The 1,267-nt window shown below is 49.4% G+C and carries 1 protein-coding gene; it reads right to left on the bottom strand.

The annotated features are described in order from the left end of the window. On the bottom strand, nucleotides 1–1,267 hold a 1,267-nt coding region (locus tag Q0095_RS07080; protein WP_297882662.1), incomplete at both ends, for an AAA family ATPase.

Below are 1,267 nucleotides of genomic sequence, written 5' to 3'. Positions count from 1 at the left end.
ACTTTGCACCCCCTCAAAAGTGATGAACTCATAGACGAAAATTTGCTTTGAAATTTGATTTAGCTTATCCTGCATCGTGCGGATTATCTCGCTTACCTCGTCGTAGCAATCTTGCAAAATTTTATTCACGCTCTGCGCACTAGGGGTGAAACTATCGCCCATCGCAAGCTCGAAAACCATCTTTTGCGCCAGCGCGATAGCCTGCTTTACGTCGCTAGCGGAATTTGAAAAGGCGTCGTTTTTATGGATCTGTAGCGCCGCCATGCCGCTTAAAAGCACTTTGATTTGATTTAAAATTTGCGTTTTGGATTCGATCTCGAAATCCTCGTTTAAAAATTTATCGTTTAAAAGCTCGATCTTTTCGAAATCAAACGAATACCAATACGCGCTAAGCGCCTTCGCGCCCTGATAGAACGCCTGGATCTCCTTTTCGTATTCGGTTAGAATTCTACTTTTTTGTACGCCGTAAAAGACCCTCATCCGCACGTTTTCAAAATCGCTAAGCTCGATCGTATCGCTGCCGCGTTTAAGAGCGTTGATCGCCGCTTCATTTACCAGCGTCGCTACTCCTGCGCCGCTAAAGCCCACGCAGAGGCGACTTACTTTGTTGATATTCGCGCTGCATCTTTTGCCCTCGAGGTAAATTTTTAAAATTTCGATGCGGTCTTTGTAGTTCGGAAGCCCGATAAAAACGCGCCTATCAAAGCGCCCCGAGCGCAATAACGCATCGTCGATCAAATTTATTTTATTGGTTGCGCCGATTACCATCACGCCGCTGTTTTCCTCAAATCCGTCCATCTCGGTTAGCAGCTGATTTAGCGTCGCTTCCCGCTCGTCGTTGCGCCCGATACCGCGCTTGCCGCCGACTGCGTCGATCTCGTCGATAAAAATAATCGCGGGTGCGCAGGATTTTGCCTTCGCAAACAGCTCGCGAACCCGCCTGGCACCGACACCCACAAAGACCTCGGCGAAGCTTGCGCCGCTTTGGTAAAAAAACGGCACATCCGCCTCGCCCGCTACGGCTTTTGCGATAAGGGTCTTGCCGACGCCGGGTTCGCCGATCATTAAAATTCCTTTCGGCAGCTTGATGCCGAAATTTCTGTATTTTGCGGGATTTTTTAAAAAATCCACGATCTCTATGAGTTCGTCCTTGACCTCGCTGATGCCCGCGACGTCGCTAAATCTCACGTCGCTAACGCTTGGTGAAAGATCGCCGAGATGCGCCGCGGCGTCCTCCTGTGCACCGAGCAAAACAAAGGATGTGACG

Origin of the sequence: uncultured Campylobacter sp. (assembly GCF_938045535.1) — a bacterium.
Lineage (GTDB): Bacteria > Campylobacterota > Campylobacteria > Campylobacterales > Campylobacteraceae > Campylobacter_B.
The sequence above is the reverse complement of the archived record's forward strand: the minus strand, read 5'-3'. Positions and strand labels throughout refer to the sequence as shown.